Raw genomic sequence first — 23802 nt, 5'->3', positions numbered from 1 at the left:
ATGGCAGATCCATTTGGTTTCTTAAAACATGCAAGAGTTGAAAACCCGACACGCCCAGTTTTTGAGCGAATCACTGATTGGGAAGAACTCCAAACCCCCTTGCCCGAAGAAGAAAGGCAAGAACAAGCAGCCCGCTGTATGAATTGCGGGATTCCATTCTGCCACACCGGTTCATTCTATGGTGGACAACGAACAGTTTCTGGTTGTCCAAATGACAATTTGATTCCTGAGTGGAATGATTTGGTTTATCAAGGTCGGACGCAAGCTGCTTTTGAGCGTTTGGCAAGAACCAATCCATTGCCTGAAATGACAGGACGGGTGTGTCCGGCACCTTGTGAAAAGGGCTGTACCGAAGCTTTAAATGGTTCGGGGGTCACGATCCACGACAATGAGCGTTTTATCATCGATACCGCTTTTGAAAATGATTGGGTCAAAGCTTCAGGAATGCCGCAAGAAGCGACTGGTTTTAAAGTGGCAATCGTAGGCAGCGGGCCTGCCGGTTTATCTGCCGCGTGGCGTTTGAATCAGTTAGGGCATCAAGTCACCGTTTATGAGCGGAGTGATCGCTTTGGCGGGTTGCTGATGTATGGCATTCCGAATATGAAATTGGATAAAGACGTCGTGCAGCGACGCATCGATTTGATGGTGGATTTAGGGGTTCGCTTTATCGGTAACACAGAGATTGGGCGCGACATTTCAGCAGATGAATTGGCCGACCAATATGATCGTGTGATCCTCTCAACTGGGGCGAGTGTACCTCGGGACCTGAAAATACCCGGTCGCTCGCTGACTGGCGTTCAATTTGCGGTTGATTATTTAACCGAGGCAACGAAAGAGGTCTTGAAACATGGCAAAGAAGCTACCAGTAAAAAATTGGCTGGTAAACATGTCGTAGTCATCGGTGGTGGCGATACAGGAAACGACTGTATCGGAACTGCTGTCCGTCAAGGGGCAGCATCTGTACGGCAACTAGAAATAACGCCGCAGCCACCATTGCAACGAGCGGCCAATAATCCCTGGCCAGAATATCCGCTAACCGCCCGCACTGGCTATGGTCAAGAAGAAGCGGCTGAAGTATTCCAAAGCCAAGTAACCTACCATGGGGTTTCAACGACAGCGTTTATCGGCGCCGAAAGAGGTCAATTGATTGCTCTAGAAACAGTTGCTGTAGATGATCGTTTTCAACCGATCGCTGGCAGCAAGGAGGTCATCAAAGCAGATCTTGTTTTGCTGGCGATGGGCTTTCTAGGACCAGAAACAACCTTGTTGGATGCCTTTGGTGTCAAAGAAATCTATGATGATTACACGACCAATAATGAACGGGTCTTAGTAGCTGGCGATGCCAAGCGAGGTCCTAGTTTAGTCATTTGGGCGATCCGTGAAGGCAGGTTGGCTGCTGAAAAAGTGGATCAAGCATTACGTACATTGGTGTACCAGTAAGCAAGCTGAATAAAAAGAAACCCACAGTATTGATTTGCTGCTTTAAAAAACAAATCAAATGCTGTGGGGTTTTATTCGTTTTTTTATGAAAGAGGGAGTGAAACAAAAAAAGTGATCGTTTCATCTTTGCTTTCCACCCAGATTTTACCCGACATGGCTTCGACCATCGCTTTTGCGATTGGCAGACCAAGACCGGTACCTCCGGTCGCTGTGGCTCGTGAGCTATCCATACGGTAGAAAGGTTCAAAAATCAAAGCGAGTTTTTCGGGAGCAATCGTCTTGCCATGATTTGTCAATTGAATGAGGATTGTCTCTTCTTGACGTAATGTAAGCTGCAAAAGCGAATCAGGATAACTATAATTGATCGCATTACGGATGAGATTATCGAACACGCGGGCTATTTTTTCCGTATCAACCGTAGCAAGTACATTCTTTTCTAAGTCTAGCTGCCATTGCAATGCTTTTTCAGCGAGTAAAGGCAGAAATTCAAAACTTAATTGATCCAGCATCAAACTTAAGTCGGTGGTCTCTGTTTGCAGAGTGATCGTTGTCAAATTAAAACGGGTGATGTCAAAAAATTCATTGATCAGCAATTCCAAACGCAAAGCCTTTTCCAGCGCGATATCGGTGTATCGCGCTTTTAAAGCAGCAGATAGTTGTGGTTCCTCTTTTAGGAGGGTCAGATAGCCAATCACACTTGTTAAAGGTGTGCGCAGATCGTGGGCTAGATAAACAATCAAATCATTTTTACGCTGCTCAGCCTCTTTGGCTGCCCGTTGATCGAATAAATTCTTTTCACGCAATTGGTTTAGTTCTTCTTGAATGTAGATCAAGTTGTGTGACAAAGTGATTCGTCTTGTGGGCTCATTGATCATTTGATTGGTGGCTTGCGTAGTCTCCTCCAAGTAACCAATCGCTTTTTTCATATAGAAAATGGTTGTGGAGACCCAAATAAATAGGACGACAACAATCAGTCCAAACAGCCAATTATTAGCAAGTAAGCGATAAAATAGATAAAATGGCTCATCACCGTACCAAATTTGCCCATTCGCGAAAATCCGTATCAAGAATGGAATGATGATCGCAATCGCTGTCAAACCTGCGGTGGTCATAAAGTATTGCATTAAAAGTGTGCGAATCAAAGGACTTTTATTTTTCAATAATATAGCCTACCCCCCAGACAGTTTTGACAAACTTTGGTTTACGGGGTTGTTCTTGGAGTTTTTCCCTTAAACGCGCAACGTGTGCCATGACTGTATTGTTATTATCAAGATATTTTTCTTTCCAAACAGCTTCAAAAAGGGTCTCTGAGGCCACAACATTTCCTTGATGTTCAAATAAGTAGAGTAAAATTTTGAATTCAATAGGCGTTAGGAAGACTTCCTTATTATAAAGAAAACACTGATGGCTGCTGATTTTCAGCAGTAAACCTTCTTTTTCGTAGATATCGATCGATTGTTGTTGCGGTGCATGATTATAGCGCTGATACCGCCTTAATTGCGTCTTTACCCGAGCAACGACCTCCAATGGATTGAAGGGTTTGGTGACGTAATCATCGGCACCCAAACTGAGCCCTGTGATTTTGTCTATATCTTCTCCTTTGGCGGTGAGCATCAGTACTGGAAAAAAGTGCTGTTGGCGGATTTGCTGCAGTAGTTTAAAGCCATCGATATCTGGTAACATCACATCTAATACAGCCACATCGATCGATTCTTTTTCTAGGTGGATCAACGCACTGGCACCATCATAGAATGTGTCGACTTGAAACCCTTCATTTCTTAGAAAGGTAGCAACTAACTCAGCAATTTCTTTCTCATCATCCACGACGATTATTTTTTCTGGCATTTGGTTCACTCCAACTATACATGTCATTTTTAAATAAAGCTTTATCTACATCATACCCTACTCATAGTACTTATGCATTCGTTTTCTAACGAGAAATTGCGGTCAACCTCGAGCCCAAACGACTAAGAAGGTCATTTGAAATCGTCTGTGCTTGTTTGGCTGTGGCGGCCCAATCTGTGATGACCGTTAGCTGACTTTCAATGGCAATATCTGGATGATTGGTTAGATCGATAATCAGCATATCCATGCAGATCAGCCCAATTTGTGGTAAAACTTTCTCTTGATATACAAGGGCAAAGTCAAGAGAAGACAGCCCACGAGGCAGTCCATCTGCATAACCGATGCTGACGATTCCAATCGTTGTCGGCTGCTGGTTGATTGAGGATAAACCATAGCCGATAGCTTCTCCTGCAGGAATGGTTTTCTTCGCAATCAGTTGGGCTTTGATAGTCAAAACGGGTTGCAATTCTAGGTGTCTTTTTGTTGGTTGATCAGGCAGACTTAATGAACCTGTCAAGAGAATGCCGGGACGTACATAGTCATACTTCTTTTCAGGATAATTTAGAATGCCGTAACTGCTTTGGAGATGGGTTATGCCATAGCTGATATTTTTTTTGCGAAGAACAGTAAGAAGTGCATCAAAACAAGCGATTTGTTTTTTTGTCCGATCGATACTATTCGTATCCAACTGATCAGCGGAGCCAAGATGTGAAAAGATACCACTAATTGCAAGTGTGGGTAGCTTGTAAATGGCTGATATCGTTTTGGGATCAGGGTTGACCCCTAAACGATGCATTCCCGTATCGATCGCCAAATGACATTCGATAGACACATTTTTTTGGGCTAACGCCTGTGCATGTGCTTCACTGACAATCGTTTGGGTCAAAGAATAGTGTTTGATCTCGTTGATACGCTCAGGTGAAGTATAGCCTAATATCAATAGTTGACTTTGTGTGCCGCTCTTTCTTAATGCGATGGCTTCATCAATAGTCGCCACAGCAAAAAAATCAACACCAGCTGTTTCTAAAACCTTAGCCATAGTCTCTGCATCGCATCCATAAGCATTGGCCTTTACGACTGCCATGATTTTTGTCTGGGGATCAATGACTTGTTTGATTGCTGCTAAATTATGCAAAAGTGCTGAAACTGAAAGTTCTTTGACCGCTCTTTTTGCTCGGAGTCTGTTTCTTTCTGAGGGTTGCAGCCGTTTATGCAGCAGCAACAAGCAGTGGACTAAAACAAAAGTTAGGCTTATCACCACGAAATAGTTCAACAAATTGTTTTGCAGCAAGATGATTTTTCGACTGAGATAATGTGTCACTGCAATTGCATATGGATGCAGTAAATACAACCATAAGGAACATTTTCTTGGCTCTTTCCAAATCATTCGCGGCCGCCATTGTTGGATGATCGGAAATAAGAAAAACATGACAAACGGTAAAAAGAAATACATACTATCATGTTTGGGAGTGCTGAAATGATGCAAAAAATAACTTTCGAATAACAGACATAGCAGACTGATGCTCAAATAGAAAAAGTTGCTGGTCACCCATTGGTGGGTGCGATTCTTTTTTGCGATAATACCTAACAGCAGAAACATCGGCGTAAAGAATAATCCATTTCGGGTGCCGCCTAACCATTGGAAAATGGCTGGGTAGATAGGAGAAATCGGATGTTGATCAATCAGTCCATACCAGCTGTCCCCGCCTAATCCTATGACATATAGACTTATACATATCAGGAAAACACCTTTGAATGGAAGCCACATCAACAGCACCATCATCAATAAACTGCCTAAAATCAGTGCAGGAAAATACCACAGATGATAAAGTGTGCCGTTGACGAACAGCATATGAAAAAAATCACCTATGGAGAGGTCAGCCCGAATCATCTGACTGTATAGAGATAATGGTAAGAAAATAAGTATTGCCCAAAAATAAACGTGACATTGTTTTCTGATAAAAATCAAAATTTTTCTTCGCGCAGGGTATCGATTTTCAGTTGCTAAATCGCTAAATACATAATAGCCGCTGATCATAAAAAAGAAGGGTACAGCGATTCGAAATAGGGTCAGTGTGATGAGTAGATCGCCATCCGGCCAAATGTCATGTAAGGGCAGACAATGGATCGCTATGACCATCATCGCTAAAATCACGCGAAATTGATCGATTCCTTGATTCTTTTTCATGCCAAATATCTCGTTATTTGTTCCAGATATTGGTGATATTCCTCCAATGTCCAACCTTGATGCGCAATGATTTGGCTATGTGGCAGACCGACATAGCGAAAATGCCAAGGTTCATAACCTATCCCGGTGATCGCTTGTTTATCCTGTGGATAGCGTAAAATAAACCCATAATCCATCATGTGCTGCGTAAAGATGTCAGCGGCTGGACTATCGCGAAAGCGTGGACAGATCAGGTCTTCTTGGTTTCCTTTCAAGCCGACATCGATCGCTAACCCCGATTGATGTTCACTGCAATTAGGCAATGCAACAAATTGTTTGGTGTACGCCAGTCCATTTTCTTTGATAGAGTAATCCCATAAACGCCGTTGCTCTTTTTCTGTGCGATAGCCATCCAACAAACAGATTTCTTCTTCAAGGTGTAAAACCTGAACGAGCTGTTCCCATTGTTTGGCAACTTCTGGTTGTAAGTAGACATCGTGGTCAGTAAATTTTGCCAATACTAGGTGAGGGGGTGTTTGTTTTTTGTTTAACGGATAATCTTTACTGATCAACTGCAAGTAAGTCTTCATTTTATCTCCTCCTGCGCTAAATCAAGCAATTTTTTGAGTAATTCTTCATAAGGCAATCCAACTTCGGCCATCATTGCCGGATAGCGTGAATGGGCTGTAAAGCCTGGCATCGTATTGATTTCGTTCAAATAGATAGCGCCTTGAGCGGTGACAAAAAAATCGATTCTAGCCAATCCTTTTAGTCCGAGATTATGATAAAGCAGACGAGCTTGTTCTTTGATCTTGGTGTCAATAGTAGCGGGCAATGGCGCAGGAACGGTAATTTTTGCATGCAATAATTGATATTTTTCTTCAAAATCAAAAAAGCCAGTTTTTAATGAAATCGCGTCTAATGCACCGACGACCAATTCCTCATTGCCTAAAATACCACAACCAATCTCAGTGCCTGCAATGCTTTTTTGTAATAAAACAGCTGCTCCATAGGTAAACGCTTCTGCAAATGCCTGATCGAGTGCAGTAGGGTCAGTGATTTTCGCAATGCCTTTTGAAGAACCCGCTTCATTTGGTTTGATAAACACTGGAAACCCATGGGTCTGAATAAAAGCGTTGATTTGTTTTTGTTGTTTTGCTTGATTGGTGATCAACAAAGAGGGGGCACTCTCGATCCCAAGTGCCGAGGCAGCTTGATGGAGCAGCCATTTGTTCATACATAGTGCGGATGCTGCTACACCACAGCCTACATAAGGGCGTTTCATCAGCTCAAACAATCCTTGGATACAGCCGTCTTCCCCGTATTTCCCGTGGAGGATAGGAAACAAAACGTCAGGCACCAATCTCTGTTGATCTTTGGTTAACCAAAAACCTTCTCCTTCAAAAAGCGGTAAGATCTTTTGATGATTTTCAGTATCTGCTAACCATGTATCTGTTTGCAAATGTGTGACATCTCCTTGATATAAATACCAATCGATTGTGGTAGGTGCGATACCGATCATGCTGATTTCATAAATAGAAGGATCAAGTGATTTGATGACGCTAACTGCTGAAGAGAGGGAAACCGCATATTCGGGTGAATTGCCGCCAAAAATAACTGCTATTTTTTTCATTTTCTTGCTTCCTTTCGTTGCTTACTTGTATTACAGATAGTGTAGCAAGCATTTTAAAGGGATTCGTGCGGGTTTGCACGCAATTTTCTCCTCTTTTTCTGAAGAAATAATGACAAATTTATGACGGTGGAAAGAATGAAAGGACTGGAAAGGGGTGAATGCGATGCAGTAGGTCGATCATGATCGGGGGCGTAAAGTGCTAAAAAAAAGCATGCCGCAGCATGCTTTGAAGTAAGGTCATGAAGAAAGAGGATGACCCATAAATTTATTCTGAATAAGTAGCCCGTGGCCCACCAATATATTTTGGCCGTGATCCTAGTGCGGTCACATGGGCGCCACCCAATGTTTGAATGCTTGGCCGAATCGGTATCTGTACGTGTTTGACATGCATACCGATTGCAGTATCACCAATGTCGATGCCTGCTTTGGCTACGATATGTTCTACTTCCACTGGTTCATCGTATAATTTAAAGGCTGCAACGGAACAGGCACCACCAGCATGAAGCGCCGGAATGACAGCGACTTCCTCTAATTGATAGCGATCTGCTGTAGATTGCTCAACCACTAATGCTCGGTTTAGATGTTCGCATCCTTGAACTGCCAAACGAATGCCCTTAGGTTTCAATACTTCAAGGATCGTTTTGACAATCAATTCCCCTGTTTCTTGGCTGGAATTTTTGCCAATCAAACCACCGACGACTTCGCTAGTGGAACAGCCTAAAACGAACAGTTCGTTTTCTTTGAGATGGGCAGTGGTGATCACCTCATTGACGATCGTTTGTAAATCTTTGCGTAATGTATCTGCTGCTATCATGTTCAATCATCTCTCATTCATAGGAAATTTGTTGGTGCGACGCAACGCCTGCACCAAAGGCAATGCGACGATACTGCCAAAAATCGTTTGGATCAGGTTGCCTGGAATCGATGCGATGCCAGCGCCCCAGCCAAAAAGCAGCAAAGTGGCAGCGGCGTAGCCGATAATCATGGTCAAGCTGCCGAGGGTCACAGCCAAAGTTGGTCGATGCGCCAAGCGGCCAACTAACCATCCTTGTAGGCCATGGATCAAAATTGAAAAAACAGCCCATTCCGGATAGCCTGACAACAAATCGATCATGCCGCCACTCAATCCGCCTACGAAAGCCCCAGCGGTTGGCCCAAATAAAAGGGCTGCAGCATAAATGCCAGTTTCACATAATGTGACAAAGCCTTTGGTTTGTGGAACTGGAATAATAAAGACCAGTGAAAGTGCGGTAGTCAATGCGGTGAGCATTGCAATCATCGTGATTTGTTTGACTTTCATTATAGGACATCCTTTCTAAAATAGGCCAGTTGATTGACGTTGCCTGCTTGGTTTTTTAAGGGAATGCCATGTTCAATACCTGCTAAAACAAAGGCTTTGGCTTTTTGGACCGCTTCTTCTAGATGACATTCTTGCGCTAACAAAGCTGCGATGGCTGCTGACAAAGTGCAACCAGCACCATTGGTAGTTGATGCGGTACTTTTTGGTGCTTTCAAAATGGTAAATTTCCCTTGATGATACAATACATCATAGGCAAAATCGCCAGTTATGCGACTACCGCCTTTTATCAGTACTTGTTTGGCACCTAGAGCACTGATTTTTTTTGCTGCTTGTTTCATCTCTTCGACCGAGGCAATCGTCATACCAGCCAATTGTTGGGCTTCTTCTAGGTTAGGGGTGACCAACGTGCTGTATGGAAAGAGGGAAATCAGCCCTGCTTGATATGCTTGATTAAACTGAGTATCTCCTTCTTTAAAAGCAAGTACCGGGTCTAAAACAACTGGGCACTGACTGTTGGCTAAAAAATCTCTGATGACATGAATGGCTGGTATTTGATGGATCAAACCGATTTTGATGGCAGAAAAATCAACCGCCTTTTTTAGTGAGTCCAGTTGTGCTTGGATAACAGACAGGGGTAAGTCGTGAAATAATATGGGATGATCAATGGCGACAACGGATGTCAACAGGATGTGACCAAAAACATTGAATTCTTCAAATGTTTTGATATCAGCGGTTGCGCCGCCGCCAGCTAGACTATCCAAGCCGGCAATCGTCAGTACTTGATGCATAGCGCTCCTCCTTAGTAGACTTGTTCTTTCAATTATACAAAAAATCAGCAAAATAAAAACGACCAATTGGCTGTTTTTTTAGCCATCCAATTGGTCGTTTGCTTATTTATCTGATAATAGGTTCCGTTCTCGGTACCATTCATCTGGGCGCCAGATCCATTCAAAACCATCAGCAGCTAACAAATCGTAAGCCGCTTGCGGTCCCATTGTTCCTGCAGCGTAATTTGGAAAATCAGGGGTTTCTTGGTCCCAAGCATGCCGAATGACATCAACGATACGCCATGATTGCGCCACTTCATCCCAGTGGGTGAAGTTGGTACCGTCTCCGTTTAAGGCATCTAGCATTAATTTTTCATAGGCTTCCGGTGTATTTTCGACGATTTCGGTACTGTTGCGGTAATCCAATTTGACTGGGATGGTTTCAAAACCTTGACCGATTTCTTTGCCGTTCAAGGACAATGAAAATCCTTCCGTTGGTTGGATATAAATCGTTAAAACATTTGGTGCCAAGTTCTCATTGTTTTGTGCTTCATTTAAGTCTTGTTTGAAGACATTGACAGGGACTTGTTTGAAGACAATGTTGATGCGGGTTCCTTTTTCAGTCAAGCGTTTGCCAGTTCGAATATAGAAAGGAACGCCAGACCAACGAAAATTATCAATCAGGAATTTTCCTACGACAAATGTTTCAGTAGGGGATTCTTCCTCGACGTTGGCTTCTTCGCGATAGCCAATGAATGTTTTGTCTTCTAGTTGGCCTTTGGCATATTGACCGCGAACAAAGTGGCTTTTGACCTCTTCTTCGGAATAAATACGGATAGCATTTAAAGCTTTGATTTTTTCGGTACGCAATTCTTTTTCAGAAAAGGCAACCGGCGGTTCCATCGCAAGCAATGACAGAATTTGTAAAATATGATTTTGAACCATATCTTTCAAGGCACCGCTCTTGTCATAATAGCCGCCCCGTTCTTCTACGCCTAGGTTTTCTGCAATATTGATTTGAACATTGTCGATATAACGATTATTCCACATCGAAGCAAAAATATTATTGGCAAAACGGATTGCTGAGATGTTTTGAATCATTTCTTTGCCTAAATAGTGGTCGATACGATAAATCTCATGTTCAGCAAATACAGTATTGATTTCTTCATTGAGTTCTTTGGCAGAGGCATAATCGCTGCCAAAGGGTTTTTCGATAATCACTCGATGATAGCCTTTGGTGTCTAACATCCCTTGTGATTTTAAGTGAGAGACGATCGTGCCGAAAAAGTTAGGGGACATGGCTAGATAAAACAGCTGATTGCCAGCTAAATGGTATTGTTTATCTAATTTGTCTGCTAAGTTTTTCAATGAATCATAGTGGCTTGTATCGGTTACATCATGGGATTGATAATAGAAGTGAGAAGCAAATGTTTCTGCTTGTTCTTGGTCATCAACCAAAGTTTTGATCGTATCTAGCACTACTTCACGGTAATGTTCATCCGACCATGGACGGCGTGCAGTTCCGATTACAGCAAAGTCCTCTTGTAGATCGCCTTTTTTGTATAATCGAAACAAGGAAGGATATAATTTGCGTTGGGCCAAATCGCCTGTTCCGCCAAAGATTGTAAACAGTACCTTTTTTTCCATCATGTTCACTCCTTACAGTTTATCGACAAAAATCGTACTAGCCGCTTTATAGCTGACTGCGATTTCTTTCCTGTCATTTTTGATCGTGATTGGTCCTTCATAAGCCGCCGCATCGATGATTTCATATTCTTCGTGGATATTCAAATCGATCGATACAAGATAATCTAATAATTCTCGCTCATCAAGTACCCGAGCGATGCGGATCTTTGTGCCAACTGGGAAGCTGCCCATCGTATTTTTTTCCCCTTCATGGATCATTTGACCTTGTTCCGGAATCATGCCGCCATGGGGGCAAAATCGGGGATTGTCAAGGTATGTCTCCAAACGTGCCGCAAGGGTCTCTGAAGTCACATGTTCTAAAACTTCAGCATCATCATGCACTTCATTCCATGAGTAATGCAAGTGTTCAACCAAAAACACTTCCCATAATCGATGTTTACGGATCAATGCGCTGGCAGATGCTAAGCCAGTAGTTGTTAATTGAACGCCTTGATAAGGAGAGTGTTCTACCAAATCTTCCTTTACCAGTTTTGAGATCATTTCACTAACAGAGGCTGCCGAAACAGCTAATCCTGACACGATTTGTTTGTTATTGATTTTTTTTTGGTCACCACCAAGCTCTAATATCAGCTTTAAATAATCTTCTCGATTTGGTGTCATCGTATCATCCTCTCTGGTCAAAGACTATCAACATTGATTTTATCAAAAAAAACAGCGGATGACTATCGTAAAATCTGATGCTGAATAAATATTCTATGTAAAAAACGGAAGCGCGTGATGCGCCTCCGCTAAAGTCTACCTTATGCCCAGTCGCCATTTCGGAATACAGGGATGGTTGTGCCATCTTCTTTGATGCCGTCGATCGACATTTGATCAGAACCAACCATAAAGTCTACATGGGTTTGGCTTCTGTTCAAGCCGGCGGCAGCCAATTCTTCTTCCGACATGTCTGTTCCACCTTGCAAGCTGAAGGCGTAGGCGGAACCTAACGCCAAATGATTTGAGGCATTTTCGTCAAATAACGTATTGAAGAAAATGATGCCGGATTGAGAGATAGGGGATGGGTCAGGAACCAATGCCACTTCTCCTAAACTCTTGGCACCTTCATCGATGGCCAAAAGTTTGCTTAATACTTCTTCACCTTGTTCAGCAGAAAAATCAACGACTTTCCCCTCTTTAAAGGTAAACTTCATACCCGAAATAATCGTTCCTGCATAGCTCAAAGGTTTGGTACTTGAGATATAGCCATCGATGCGACGGTTATCAGGTGCTGTAAAGACTTCTTCGGTTGGCATGTTGGCCATGAATTTTTCTTTGCGGGCATTGTAGCTGCCAGCGCCTTCCCATAGATGGTTTTTCGGCAATCCAATCGTTAAATCAGTACCAGGAGCTGTATAGTGCAGGGCTGAAAATTGTTCTTTATTCAATTCTTCGGCTTTGACTTGCAACGTTTCATCATGTTTTTTCCAAGCCGCTACTGGATCTTCTTCATAGATACGTGTGGTCTTGAAGATTTGATCCCATAATTGATCTTGGGCCTCTTCAGGTGAAGTTTCAGGAAATACCTTTTGCGCCCAATCGGCACCTGCAGCAGCAACTACTGTCCAGCTGACTTTATTGGCTTGAGTGGCTTGACGCAAGTTCATCATTGCCTTGCCAGAAGCCGCTTGGAACAGCGCGACACGATCTGAATCTACCCCTGCTAAAGCATCTGGATTTGCTGAAACAACACTGATACGACTCGCACCTTTTTCTACCCAATCATCCGTTTGATCAATTTTGTATTGAGGAATGTTAGACAGTCGATCATCTGCTGCATGGCTGAGAAATTCTTTTTGAACAACATCATCAGTCCATTGCACGATGACTTCAGCAGCACCTAGTTCGTAGGCTTTGGTTGTCAATAAGCGTGCCAAAGGTGCTTGGTCAACAGCAATCTGAATGACGATCGTATGCCCGGCTTGTACATTTACGCCAACTTCAACGATCAGTTGCGCATATTTTTCTAAGTTTTGATTAAAATTTGGTAAAACCATTAAAATTCCTCCATTTTCTTCTTTTTATAACTTCCTTTATGATAGCACTTATTTTTTTTCTTCACAAACCAAATAGTTGGCAAAAAAACAGGAGGAAAGTGTTCTTTCTCCGTGAAACACTGGACAAGTATATTTTAAAAGTTGTTTTGCAAACTTAAAAAAACATGATACAATAAGTAAAAGGTTTTTCTGAAAGCGATGTATAGCAGGATTAAGGAGATTAAAAAATTATGGCAAGAAAGAAAACAATCACTAGAGACCAGATTTTAAAAGCTGCCTATGAAGTTGTCGCAACCGAAGGATTCACCCGTTTTACCGCACGCAATATCGCAGCGAAAATGAAGTGTTCAACCCAACCGATTTATTTAGAATTTAAAAATATGGATGATTTAAAAAGTGCCCTGATCAGTCAGATTTATGACTACTTAGAGACTGAAGTATTTTCTGTCGAACGTCGAGGCGATATTATTGTTGATTTGACGTTGAATTATATCGGGTTTGCGAATAAAGAAAAACGCCTATACCGCGCTTTATATTTAGAAGAATATGGTGGGGGAGACTCCATGCAACAATTTTCATTTGATTTGTTCGTTAAGTCAGTGAAAAAAGATCCTAGATACAGTGATTTATCCACTGTTGAATTGCAGTCAATGCACACTGGTGTTTGGATCGTTGCGACTGGATTAGCTGCGTTGATGTCTTCAGGGATCATTCATCCGACTGAAGATCAAATAGCCAAATTAATGACGGAAACGGTGGACAATATTCTCCGGCGAGATACACCGATTGATATTACGTACCATTAAAAAAAACGCCTCTTTCATTTGAAAGAGGCGTTTTTCATTAAGCAAAAGCTGATGCGATTTTTTTTGCAAATGCTTCTAAGTGTTGGATATCTTCTTCTTCGGCAGCTAAATCTACTTTCACACTGTCTGCACCTTTTGTTGCGCCAGTTTTCATAAAAGCAGCTTCAAAGTCATCTACCGATTGACAAAAGTCATCATAGAATGTATCGCCTGATCCGCAGACCCCAAAAATTTTTCCGCTTAAGTCTAATTCTTGCAGATCCTCGTAAAAATCAACGATTTCATCTGGTAATTCACCATCTCCATAAGTATAAGTCGCCACGATACAAATATCTGCATCTTCAAAATCATCGGCATCGACTTGGGTGCATTCATTCATTTCTACTTCTATTGCTAAGTCTTCTAATGCTTCTGACACGATATCAGCGATTTCTTCTGTATTACCGGTCATACTCGCATAGACGATTTTTGCTAAAGTCATTGGCTTTTTTCCTCCAATCTTTTCCAGTTTTCTCGGGAAAACTCTCTTAGATTATAGCAAAAGACAATTCAATTGAAAACAAATCTTGAGAAACTCTTTATATTGTGGGGGGATTTTTGTATAAATACGATTTTCTATGTTAAAATAAGAGGAATTTAAGTGAGGGAGACGAGAACATGATTACATTAAAATCTGCCAGAGAAATCGACAGCATGGCTGCTTCAGGCGCCTTGTTGGCAGACGTGCATAAACAATTGCGCGGTTTTATCAAACCAGGAATCACAAGCTGGGATATTGAAGTATTTGTACGCAACTATATTGAAAGCCATGGGGGCATTGCAGCGCAAATTGGCTTTGAGGATTATAAATATGCGACTTGTTGCAGTATCAACAATGAAATTTGTCACGGATTTCCACGCAAGAAACCTTTGAAAAATGGCGATTTGATCAAAGTAGATATGTGTATTGATTTAAAAGGTGCGATTTCAGATTCTTGCTGGAGTTATGTGGTAGGAGAGTCTACACCAGAAATCGACCGTTTGATGGCAGTGACCAAAAAAGCCCTGTACCTTGGGATCGAACAAGCGCAAGTTGGCAATCGGATCGGCGATATCGGCCATGCGATTCAAACGTATGCCGAAAAAGAAGGCTATGGTGTTGTGCGTGATTTTGTTGGTCATGGCATTGGCCCTACAATCCATGAAAGTCCGATGATCCCACACTATGGTGAAGCTGGCAAAGGATTGCGCTTAAAAGAAGGAATGGTGATCACCATCGAACCAATGATCAATACGGGTACTTGGAAAATGAAAATGGATCCGAATGGTTGGACAGCGTACACTCTTGATGGTGGATTAAGTTGCCAATATGAACATAGTTTAGCAATCACGAAAGATGGTCCGAGGATTTTAACTTCTCAAGGAGAAGAAGGCACCTATTAGAGTAGCAACCACACAGTTGAGTGTATGATTGACAAAATGATAAAAAGGCAGATGACCGCTGGCGGAGGAAAGACACCATGAAAATCGTTGAAAAAGTCAAAAGCAATCAAAAACTGATGCGATTTATAGAAACAACGCAAGTTCGAATTACTGAATCAGAAATGGGCACAACCTCAGTTGTTGTTGCTTATTACTTATTATTCTCACTTTTTCCGTTATTGATTGCAGTTGGTAATTTGCTGCCATACTTATCGATCGATCCCAATAATGTATTGCCTTATGTGGAGGAGGTTTTCCCACGTGAAATCTATGACTTCATCGGGCCAGCAATCGAAAACTTATTGACCAGCAGCTCCGGTGGGTTATTGTCAATTTCTGTTTTGGCAGCATTGTGGTCGGCTAGTCAAAGCATCAATGCTTTGCAGATTGCCATGAATAAAGCCTTTGGTGTGGAGCAGCGGTCTAATTTTATTGTTGTCCGTGCGGTATCTTTTGTGATTATTTTGTTGTTTATGATTGCGATCGTGGGTGTGACCATGGTGTTTGGTCTAGGCAAAATCATCTTGGATCTGCTGCAGCCGATTTTTGAATTTCCTGACAATCTGATCAGTACCTTTCAAACCTTAAAATGGCCGTTGACGATTGTTGCACTGTTGCTCATTATGATGATGATTTATTGGCTCGTGCCAAATGCCAAAGTGAAGTTGCGCTCCACTCTGCCAGGGGCGATCTTTTCAACAATTGGTTGGATGTTATTGTCACAAGTCTTCGGATTGTATGCGCGCTATTTTACTGCCAAAGTCAGCGGGTACCAAATTATCGGAAGTTTTATCGTGTTGATGATTTGGCTGAATTTAGCAGCAACAGTAGTCATTTTAGGCGGCATCATGAATGCAGTGGTTGAAGAATATATCACAGGTCAAGAAATCAGAACACGAAAAGACCCAGTAGAACGGATTTCTTCTAAGTTGGAAGATACCTTTACGAACAAAGAGAAATAATGGAAAGCGAGTATACAAAATGGATTTTGCCTTTAAATTTGTGGTACGCCTGTTTATCACGATGATCATTTCATTGATTCTGACACCTATTATCAAGTTGGTCTCATTTAAAATCGGTGCAGTCGATCGACCTGGAGATCGTCGAATCAATACGAAGACCATGCCAACAGCGGGCGGACTGAGTATTTTCCTTGCTTTCTCTTTTGCTTTGCTATGGGAATTTCGCGAGATGCTTCCTTTTGATTATGTATGGCCGATGTTGTTGGGTGCAGCCATCGTTGTTTTCACTGGATTGATGGATGATATTTTTGAATTGAGCCCTTTACAAAAAATGCTTGGTTTGACGATTGCCGCACTGGTCATCTATTTTGTGGCAGATATCAAAATCAGTACGGTGTCGATTCCATATATCGGTGTCTTTGATTTAGGCTGGTTGGGTTTGCCAATGACGATCCTGTGGATTTTGGCCATCACGAATGCGGTCAATTTGATCGATGGATTAGACGGGTTGGCTAGTGGTGTGTCAATCATCAGTTTGACAACGATTGGGATTATTAGTTATTTCTTTTTGCCAAATTCGGTAGAAGTGCCAATGGTCATCTTCACACTGATCGCTGCCATCATCGGTTTTTTTCCGTACAATTTCTATCCTGCTACGATTTTCTTAGGGGATACAGGTGCATTGTTTCTTGGCTTTATGATTTCAGTGCTTTCATTGCAAGGATTGAAAAATGCTACATTTATTACAGTTGTGACACCAATGCTGATTCTTGGCGTCCCAATCACTGATACTGTTTATGCAATGATTCGTCGCAAGTTCAATAAGCAAAAAATCTCCTCTGCCGATAAAATGCATTTGCACCATCGTCTGTTGTCGTTGGGGTTTACCCATCGAGGGACCGTACTCACGATCTATGCGTTGGCTTTGGTATTTTCCTTTATAGCCTTATTGATGAATTACGCCAGCAATACAGCGATTATTTTGCTGATCATCAGCACTGGTTTTGGGATCGAACTGTTTATTGAATTGATCGGCTTAGTTGGGGAAAATCGACAACCATTGATGCATGCCTTGAAATTTCTAGGTAACCGGAGATATCGGCAGCAACTATTGAATGAACGTTCTGATAAACGAAATGGCAGCAATACAGAAAAAAACCAAGCTGAAGAGGCTGCACAATTGAAAGATGAACGAATCAAACGTAGGCATTATCGAGCGAAACACAAAAAATGAAACGAGCAGTTGCTTGTTTCTTTTTTTGTTGATTTGACGAAGGGTAGCTTGAAAGTCTATACTAAGGATGGCTATGAAATGAAAAGGAAAGAAGGAATGAGAACATGACAAGTGTCAAACAACGAACTTCAGACACAATGGGGACGATTTATGAGCTAACAAATGAGAGCGGTACCATCGTGAGGGTAAGTCCTGAAGGTGCCCGCTTATTAGACTGGGTCATACCTATCGAAGACGGAAGGGATATTGTCGCGGGGTATGATTCGATCAAAGGACATATCGATGCCCGTTACTATGGTGCAACGATTGGCCCTGTCGCAGGGCGGATCGCTGGGACACGCTTTGTGATCGATGGCAAAGAATATCAAACAGAAGACAACGATGGCGGTAATACCTTGCATGGCGGTTTCAAGGGTTTAGATACGGAAACTTGGATCACTGAAACTTTCGAAGATGCGAGTGAAGCGGGTGTCATTTTTACAACAAATCGAGCAGATGGTACTGGCGGTTTTCCTGGGAATGTCCGTTACCAAGTGACATATACCCTAACAAACAACAATGAATTGTCGATCGCTTATGATGCCAAGACAGATCAAGCTACACTGTTTAATCCAACGAATCATGGCTATTTTAATTTGACGGGAGATACCCAGCAAGCAATCGATACGCATCTTATACAAATCAATGCTCGTCATGTGGCTGAAACCAATGATGACGTGACAACTACAGGTGAAAAAGTTGCTGTCGATGGGACCAAATTTGATTTCACAAAAGAACGTGCAATCGGTGCAACCTTATTAGATGATCCGTTTTTACTTGATCATGATCAAGAGTGGGATCTGCAAGTCACCAGCCCAGACCAGAAAGTGCGCTTAACGGTGACAACTGATCGTCCAGCAGTCGTGATCTATACAACGGGAACTGGGGAAGTCGGTGCACCAATGAAGACCGGACCAATGACAAATCATGGGGCAATGGCGATCGAGACACAGGGGGTACCAGGGACAGAAAAATTCAGCCAATTTGGTGATATTGTTTTACGTCCTGATACACCGTTTCATTCAGTAACGACCTATCGGGCCCATTTCTGATCGATAGAAAAAAAATACACCTCTTTCTGAATGAAAGGGGCGTATTTTTTTGACAAATTACGATTACAGATGTAAACTTCAAGTATTAGGTGTTAAAAGTGAGGTGTCAAACAATGGAAGCGATCAAAGAACCAATCAAAATCAGTGATTCAGAATGGGAAGTCATGCGTGTGATTTGGACATTGGGTCAATCAAACGCCAAAGAAGTCACTGATTTATTAAGTACGAATAAGAACTGGAAAGCAGCAACTGTCAAAACGCTATTGGGACGGTTGGTCAAAAAAGGGGTCTTGCAACCAGAATCGCAAGGGAAAAAATTTATCTATACACCCTTGGTTTCAGAAGAAGCAACCGTTCGCAGTGCAACCGAGAATTTGTTTTCTCATATCTGTGCCCAGAAAGTTGGCCAAACAATCACTGAAATGATTACGGAGGCTGAATTAACAGCAGCAGATATGGCGATGCTTCGAGACGCGTTGGATAACAAACAGCCAGTTGCCGAAATCGCATGTAATTGTATTCCTGGCCAATGCCAGTGTAAAGTACACACACATGACTCATTTAAAGTGAAGGAGAATAAAAGATGAAAAAAATGATGACGATCACTGGCATGAATTGTGCCCATTGTGCAGCAAAAGTAGAAAAAGCTTTGACTGAGGTGCCGGGTGTCAAAAAAGCCAAAGTTGATTTGAAAAAAGCACAAAGCAAAGTGAAATATGATGAAACACAAACGACAGATGACATGTTGATCAAAGCTGTGACAGATGCTGGATATTCTGCTAGTTTTAATTGATCATGATACAAGAATTATTTTTGGTAAAAAAGTAGGGGGATGGACAGGATGGGAAAAGACATATCAAAAGACCATACCGTTAAGGATCACAGCCAAATGGATCACAGCCAAATGGATCACAGCCAGATGGATCACAGCCAAATGGATCACAGCCAGATGGATCACAGCCAAATGGATCACAGCCAGATGGATCACAGCCAAATGGATCACAGCCAGATGGATCACAGCCAAATGGATCACAGCCAGATGGATCACAGTCAAATGAATCACAGCCAAGTGGATCATGCTCAGATGAACCATATGCAGATGTCAGCACATGACCATAGTCACCATGAGATGAGCGGTATGGATCATAGCATGCATATGGGCAATTTCAAACAAAAGTTTTGGCTCTCACTTGTTTTGTCGATACCCATCATCTTTTTGTCACCAATGATGGGTGTCGATTTACCATTTCAATTCACTTTTCCAGGATCTGATTGGTTGGTTCTTGTCTTAGCTACGGTTTTGTTTTTTTATGGAGGAGCACCTTTTTTAAGTGGAGCAAAAACGGAATTAAAACAAAAGAGTCCAGCGATGATGACATTGGTAGCGATGGGCATCAGTGTTGCCTATTTCTATAGCTTGTATGCCTTTGTCGCCAATCATTTCCTGTCAGGGGACCATGTCATGGATTTCTTCTGGGAATTGGCAACATTGATCGTGATTATGCTGCTAGGTCACTGGATCGAAATGAATGCAGTGATGAATGCTGGCAATGCAGTCCAGCAATTGGCCGCATTATTGCCCAAAGAGGTCATCCGGAAAAACGCCCAAGGTAAAGAAGAACGTGTGCCATTGGATCAAGTTGTGGAAGGGGATTATCTGATTGTTCGTTCTGGTGATAAAGTTCCGACCGATGGCAAGATCATTGAAGGCGAAACGACGATCGATGAATCGGCTGTTACTGGAGAATCTAAACGGGTAACAAAAAAAAGCGGACAATCCGTGATTGGCGGATCTGTCAATGGCAACGGGTCGATCGTGATCGAAGTTACTGGTACGGGAGAAAGTGGCTACCTTGCAAAAGTCATGGAGTTGGTGCGCAGTGCCCAAGCAGACAAGTCAAAGTTAGAGGCACTCTCGGATAAAGTCGCGAAGTGGTTGTTTTATGTGGCATTGATCGCTGGTGTCGGCGCATTCCTGATTTGGTTGTTCATTTCAGATGTACCGACTGCTTTTGACAGAATGGTGACGGTGTTTGTGATTGCGTGTCCGCATGCGTTGGGTCTGGCAATTCCATTGGTGGTGGCTCGTTCCACATCGATTGCTGCCAAAAATGGTCTTTTGCTGAGAAATCGGCGGGCACTGGAGAATGCCCATGAGATCGATGCGCTGATCGTAGACAAAACCGGCACCTTGACACAAGGCACTTTTGCAGTCACCGATGTACTATCTTTAGGTACACTGTCTAAAAACGAAGTGCTTGCGTATGTTGCAGGATTAGAAAAAACGGCAAATCATCCAATTGCCGAAGGAATTTTAACAAAAGCCGCTGCTGAAGGTGTCTCACCTAAAGCAGCCACGGATATTCAATCGGAGGCTGGGATTGGTTTATCTGGTGTGATCAATCAAGAAACTTGGAAAATCGTCAATCAAAAAGGCCTCACACAACTCGATCTGACTGTACCAGAAGATAAGATCAAGCATTTCAAAGAACAGGGCAATACGATCAGTTATCTTGTGCATCAAGGAGAGATTGCAGGTATCATTGCATTGGGGGATCAAGTCAAACCCGAAGCCAGCGAATTTATACGCGCGTTGAAAGAAATGCAGATTACGCCGGTCATGGCAACAGGCGACAACCAAGAGGCTGCCGAAGCTGTAGCAGACTATTTAGGTATCAAAGAAGTGCACGCCGCGCTTTTGCCAGAAGATAAAGAACAGCTGGTCAAATCATTTGTCGCACAAGGCAAACGGGTGGCGATGGTCGGTGATGGTATCAATGATGCGCCAAGTTTAGCGAGAGCAACGATCGGCATCGCAATTGGTGCAGGAACAGATGTCGCAATCGATTCAGCAGATGTCATTTTAACCAACAGCAATCCTAAAGATGTGTTGCATTTCTTATCATTGGCCAAACAAACACGTCGGAAAATGATCCAAAACCTCTGGTGGGGTGCTGGATATAATATCATCGCAATCCCATTGGCTGCAGGGATTTTGGCTCCTTGGGGAATTTTGCTGAACCCCGCAGTTGGCGCGATTTTGATGTCATTGAGCACAATTATTGTCGCTATCAATGCTATGACGCTATCCATCAATAAAAAGGATGAGTAGTGCTAGCTGATTATAAGCAACGAGTCGTCGATTTTATTTTTGCAACCAAAATCTTTTATAGCCTCCATGGCACTTTATGCTATAATGAATGCGTTGAGAACAAGGAGGACGTTGATTATGGAACTGAAGAAGTTGGATGTTCCCACTACTTCGATCACCGAAGTAAAAAAATCTCCGATGGATGTATTTAATCAAGCGCGAGAAGCCGGGACAGCCGTCTATGTATTCAATCGTGAAAAAGTGGCGGGGGTCATGTTGACACAAGAACAATACGAGAAACTATTACAAGAATTACATGATTTGCGGGCAAGACCTGTGACAGAAGAAATTGAAGAGCCGGCAGTCGAAGGTCTAGAAGAATTTCTGCATATCATGCGACAAGCATTGATTACTGGTGCCAGCATTTCTGCAAAAAATTTAGATGAACGGATGGTTGCATTAGGTTTCATCACCCGAAAAACCGGTTTTGGCGGCGTCGTTGATATGATCAACGAACTAAAAGAAACAGGCAAGATCATGTATCAGCTTAGAAAGAAACAAGAAGGCAAAGCCATTACTGCTGAAGTGATTGGTGAACAAGACAATCAAACCCAATTATTTGATAAGCTGATCATTAAGAAAATTTTCTTAAAAGAGAAATAAAATAACGCACTAGTCTATTAGATAAGTGTGTGGGAGAGAAAGCCATTCATGATTGTTTGGCTTTTTTGTATGAAAATTTATCGAAACATTATGAAGAAGAGAGGCAACCGCATGCAAGATGTTAAACAAGAACATCATCAGAAAGTCAATTATGATCAAGAATTACGGAATGTTATCGCTACCTGGCAGGTGGCGAAACATCGTCCCACGATTTTACTGCATAGCTGCTGCGCACCATGCAGTACCTATTCGTTGGAATTTCTTTGTGAATATGCGAACGTGACGGTTTATTTTGCAAATGCGAACATTCATCCAAGTAGTGAATATCACCGACGTGCACGTGTTCAAAAAGATTTCATACACGCCTTTAATCTGCGTACCGGCAATCAGGTCGGATTTATAGAAGCAGCGTATAGACCCAATGATTTTATTAAAAGGGTGAAGCATTTGTCCGATGAACCAGAAGGCGGTTTAAGATGTCAGGCGTGTTTTCAGATGCGCTTGGATTTGGTTGCCAAGAAAGCTGCTGAACTGAACTTTGATTATTTTGGCAGTGCTTTGACATTATCTCCAAAAAAATCAGCAAATATCATCAATGAGATTGGATTAGATATTCAAAAGATTTACCAAGTCGCCTATTTGCCTAGTGATTTTAAAAAGAAAAACGGGTATCAAAGATCGTTGATGATGTGCAAAGAATATGATATCTACCGCCAATGCTATTGTGGTTGCGTATTTGCTGCCAAACAACAAGGTGTTGACTTAAAAAAAATAAATCAAGAAGCGCAATTGTTCTTGGATGCCCAAGCTGACAGCAGCTCTGATAGTGAGTAGAAATGACGGAAATCAGCTGCGCCAATAGGTTTTTCCGTCATTTGTCCGTTTCATAAACCCATACTCAATCAAATAGCGCCGCACAGTGACATAATCGGTGATCGATTGTTTCAAAATATCATTGACGGCGGCTTCTGAATAGTTTTTTTCTGAATCAAAGCGATCTGCAAGGACGCTTAAGACGACCAGTTTTCGTTTCTCTTTGCTAGGAAATTGCTTGATAAAGCCAGTCTCATCAAAATATGTTGCGATAATTTTTTTGCGCTCATCTGCTGTGATCGCGTAACGGTCATCGATCATTGTGGCTCCTTTGTGAGGCATCAAGTCAGGTGTTTCTTGCAACAATGACATAATACTCAAAAATACCATAGCCTGTCGTTGTTTTTCCTTCAACTTAAAGCGATGGTTTCTAACTGTTGATGTTGAGATGCCTAAACGCTGGGCAATGACAGTGTCCTTCAACCCTTCAGCAAAGAGCTGTAAGATCTCTTGTTGGCTCTCTGACAAACCAGTTTGTTCTTTGGACTGAGCCAAAAGACCAGCAATCGGTCCGCCATGGTTATCAGTAATATGCGTGTTGATTCGATTGTAGGCTGTGAAAAAGCGCCCTTCATGAGGATAAATTTCTTCTTTGTTGAAAGAAACCGTGCAAAACAAACAGTGATAAGCTGATTCTGTTTGACTAAACCCACGTTGATAATCTTTTAACATATATTCACTATTGTTTTTCATGCTTTGCTCCTTTGTTTATTTATTTATAGATATTATATAATATCGTTTGTTAATATGCAAATGATAATGAATTGAAACTAAATTTCTGTTTTG

24 protein-coding genes are annotated in these 23802 nt (G+C 42.1%); 11 read left to right on the top strand and 13 right to left on the bottom strand.

The window, feature by feature from the left end:
* Entirely contained in the window at positions 1-1440 is a 1440-nt protein-coding gene (locus tag IGI41_RS11175) for a glutamate synthase subunit beta (protein ID WP_430609843.1), read from the top strand.
* 83 nt (positions 1441-1523) lie between these two features.
* On the opposite strand, the gene vanS is transcribed toward IGI41_RS11175, so the two are convergent.
* The 11 genes from vanS to IGI41_RS11120 all read right to left on the bottom strand — a co-directional run bounded on the left by vanS (position 1524) and on the right by IGI41_RS11120 (position 12835).
* Positions 1524-2552, bottom strand: a complete 1029-nt coding sequence (gene vanS / locus IGI41_RS11170; RefSeq protein WP_430609842.1) for a vancomycin resistance histidine kinase VanS — start codon at positions 2550-2552, stop codon at positions 1524-1526.
* Positions 2553-2589: 37 nt separating this feature from the next.
* Positions 2590-3285 carry a vancomycin resistance response regulator transcription factor VanR-C gene (vanR-C, locus tag IGI41_RS11165; RefSeq protein WP_430609841.1) on the bottom strand — a complete coding sequence of 232 codons (696 nt, stop codon included), beginning with the start codon at positions 3283-3285 and terminating at the stop codon, positions 2590-2592.
* 85 nt (positions 3286-3370) lie between these two features.
* Positions 3371-5473 carry a membrane-bound serine racemase VanT gene (vanT, locus tag IGI41_RS11160; protein ID WP_430609840.1) on the bottom strand — a complete coding sequence of 701 codons (2103 nt, stop codon included), beginning with the start codon at positions 5471-5473 and terminating at the stop codon, positions 3371-3373.
* Positions 5470-6042 carry a D,D-carboxypeptidase/D,D-dipeptidase VanXY gene (vanXY, locus tag IGI41_RS11155; protein ID WP_430609839.1) on the bottom strand — a complete coding sequence of 191 codons (573 nt, stop codon included), beginning with the start codon at positions 6040-6042 and terminating at the stop codon, positions 5470-5472. Before vanXY ends, vanT begins: the two co-directional genes overlap by 4 nt.
* Positions 6039-7085, bottom strand: a complete 1047-nt coding sequence (gene vanC, locus IGI41_RS11150; RefSeq protein ID WP_430609838.1) for a D-alanine--D-serine ligase — start codon at positions 7083-7085, stop codon at positions 6039-6041. The genes vanXY and vanC overlap by 4 nt, the downstream gene beginning before the upstream one ends.
* Before the next feature lie 265 nt (positions 7086-7350).
* On the bottom strand, positions 7351-7899 hold the full coding sequence (locus tag IGI41_RS11145; protein WP_430609837.1) for a TIGR01440 family protein: 549 nt from the start codon (positions 7897-7899) through the stop codon (positions 7351-7353).
* A gap of 6 nt (positions 7900-7905) precedes the next feature.
* Positions 7906-8385, bottom strand: a complete 480-nt coding sequence (locus IGI41_RS11140) for an ECF transporter S component (protein WP_430609836.1) — start codon at positions 8383-8385, stop codon at positions 7906-7908.
* Positions 8385-9173 (bottom strand): hydroxymethylpyrimidine/phosphomethylpyrimidine kinase, encoded by a 789-nt coding sequence (locus IGI41_RS11135; RefSeq protein ID WP_430609835.1) that lies wholly within the window; start codon positions 9171-9173, stop codon positions 8385-8387. Before IGI41_RS11135 ends, IGI41_RS11140 begins: the two co-directional genes overlap by 1 nt.
* A 102-nt stretch (positions 9174-9275) precedes the next feature.
* Positions 9276-10802, bottom strand: coding sequence for a glucose-6-phosphate dehydrogenase (gene zwf / locus IGI41_RS11130; RefSeq protein ID WP_430609834.1), 1527 nt, complete (start codon positions 10800-10802; stop codon positions 9276-9278).
* A gap of 9 nt (positions 10803-10811) precedes the next feature.
* The gene (locus tag IGI41_RS11125) at positions 10812-11459 is read right to left on the bottom strand and encodes a metal-dependent transcriptional regulator (protein WP_430609833.1); all 648 of its coding nucleotides are present in this window, start codon (positions 11457-11459) and stop codon (positions 10812-10814) included.
* A gap of 140 nt (positions 11460-11599) precedes the next feature.
* Positions 11600-12835, bottom strand: coding sequence for an aminopeptidase (locus tag IGI41_RS11120; protein WP_430609832.1), 1236 nt, complete (start codon positions 12833-12835; stop codon positions 11600-11602).
* 230 nt (positions 12836-13065) lie between these two features.
* On the opposite strand from IGI41_RS11120, the gene IGI41_RS11115 reads away from it, so the two are divergent.
* Complete coding sequence (locus IGI41_RS11115) at positions 13066-13641, top strand: TetR/AcrR family transcriptional regulator (RefSeq protein WP_430609831.1); 576 nt, start codon at positions 13066-13068, stop codon at positions 13639-13641.
* Positions 13642-13678: 37 nt separating this feature from the next.
* Here IGI41_RS11115 and IGI41_RS11110 read toward each other — a convergent pair whose 3' ends face one another.
* Complete coding sequence (locus tag IGI41_RS11110; RefSeq protein WP_430609829.1) at positions 13679-14122, bottom strand: flavodoxin; 444 nt, start codon at positions 14120-14122, stop codon at positions 13679-13681.
* A 176-nt stretch (positions 14123-14298) separates the two neighbouring features.
* Between IGI41_RS11110 and map the strand changes: the two genes are divergently transcribed.
* The 9 genes from map (at position 14299) to IGI41_RS11065 (ending at position 22977) form a co-directional block, all read left to right on the top strand.
* Positions 14299-15063: a type I methionyl aminopeptidase gene (gene map, locus IGI41_RS11105; protein ID WP_430609828.1), complete on the top strand. Its 765-nt coding sequence runs from the start codon at positions 14299-14301 to the stop codon at positions 15061-15063.
* Between the two features lie 77 nt (positions 15064-15140).
* Positions 15141-16064 (top strand): YihY/virulence factor BrkB family protein, encoded by a 924-nt coding sequence (locus tag IGI41_RS11100; protein WP_430609827.1) that lies wholly within the window; start codon positions 15141-15143, stop codon positions 16062-16064.
* A 19-nt stretch (positions 16065-16083) separates the two neighbouring features.
* Complete coding sequence (locus IGI41_RS11095) at positions 16084-17298, top strand: glycosyltransferase family 4 protein (protein ID WP_430609826.1); 1215 nt, start codon at positions 16084-16086, stop codon at positions 17296-17298.
* 104 nt (positions 17299-17402) lie between these two features.
* Positions 17403-18389, top strand: coding sequence for an aldose epimerase family protein (locus tag IGI41_RS11090; protein ID WP_430609825.1), 987 nt, complete (start codon positions 17403-17405; stop codon positions 18387-18389).
* A gap of 113 nt (positions 18390-18502) precedes the next feature.
* A complete protein-coding gene (locus tag IGI41_RS11085; protein ID WP_430609824.1) occupies positions 18503-18976 on the top strand; it encodes a CopY/TcrY family copper transport repressor in 474 nt (157 codons plus the stop codon).
* Positions 18973-19182, top strand: coding sequence for a copper chaperone CopZ (gene copZ / locus IGI41_RS11080; RefSeq protein WP_430609823.1), 210 nt, complete (start codon positions 18973-18975; stop codon positions 19180-19182). Before IGI41_RS11085 ends, copZ begins: the two co-directional genes overlap by 4 nt.
* A 39-nt stretch (positions 19183-19221) precedes the next feature.
* Positions 19222-21501 (top strand): copper-translocating P-type ATPase, encoded by a 2280-nt coding sequence (locus IGI41_RS11075; RefSeq protein ID WP_430609822.1) that lies wholly within the window; start codon positions 19222-19224, stop codon positions 21499-21501.
* Positions 21502-21618: 117 nt separating this feature from the next.
* A complete protein-coding gene (locus IGI41_RS11070; protein WP_430609821.1) occupies positions 21619-22143 on the top strand; it encodes a type II toxin-antitoxin system Phd/YefM family antitoxin in 525 nt (174 codons plus the stop codon).
* A gap of 111 nt (positions 22144-22254) precedes the next feature.
* On the top strand, positions 22255-22977 hold the full coding sequence (locus IGI41_RS11065; protein ID WP_430612825.1) for an epoxyqueuosine reductase QueH: 723 nt from the start codon (positions 22255-22257) through the stop codon (positions 22975-22977).
* A 12-nt stretch (positions 22978-22989) separates the two neighbouring features.
* Here IGI41_RS11065 and IGI41_RS11060 read toward each other — a convergent pair whose 3' ends face one another.
* Entirely contained in the window at positions 22990-23709 is a 720-nt protein-coding gene (locus IGI41_RS11060; RefSeq protein WP_430609820.1) for a DUF2087 domain-containing protein, read from the bottom strand.
* Positions 23710-23802: the final 93 nt, after the last annotated feature.

Source organism: Enterococcus sp. DIV0876, assembly GCF_050529585.1.
Taxonomy (GTDB): Bacteria; Bacillota; Bacilli; order Lactobacillales; family Enterococcaceae; genus Enterococcus_D.
Note: the sequence above shows the minus strand (reverse complement) of the source record. Positions and strands in the feature narration are given on the sequence as shown.